Here is a 520-nt window from a genome sequence, read left to right as displayed (position 1 = left end):
AATGACTGAGTCTAGCTATTTAACTATCCTCCCTATGATGAGTGGCTATAGAGACTCGGAAACGTTGGAGCTAACACTCTCTAATGACTATTTTTCGTCAATTGAGGACTTTGAAACAGCAGGCAGAGAAAACCCTGATGACTTCGGTATCGTGTTACCCAGATCCAAAATTGTCTCGTGCCACATCTTTAATCAATTTCTACATAACAACATTACTGACGCCAGAAACAATTCTGAGCAAGGGACTATTCAAGAATGAATTTTAAAGGGAAATCAATTAAGCACTGGCTGTTTATTACGAGCTGGGCTCTCGTACTCTACTTCGAAACTCTTTACTCAACTGAGATGATTAAAGAAATTTTCAACGTTTATATTTCCCATGTTTGGGGCGTGCTAATAGTCACTGTCGGTCTGATATCGCCCATGCACTCAGGTGTCTGGGATGTTAAAGCTTCAGAGCTTAGCTGGAAGAATGCTTTGTTTCCTGTTGCGGTTGTTATTGCCGTAATATTATTGATCT

Annotated in this window: 2 protein-coding genes; both read left to right on the top strand. The window is 40.2% G+C overall.

The genetic code is table 11. The annotated features are described in order from the left end of the window. A partial coding sequence (locus tag A3738_RS31965) for a hypothetical protein (RefSeq protein WP_068763592.1) occupies positions 1–259 on the top strand: 259 nt, incomplete at its 5' end. Further along, on the top strand, positions 256–520 hold a 265-nt coding region (locus A3738_RS31960; RefSeq protein ID WP_231876620.1), incomplete at its 3' end, for a hypothetical protein. The genes A3738_RS31965 and A3738_RS31960, both read left to right, overlap by 4 nt.

The organism is Oleiphilus sp. HI0066, assembly GCF_001635725.1.
The sequence above is the reverse complement of the archived record's forward strand: the minus strand, read 5'-3'. Positions and strand labels throughout refer to the sequence as shown.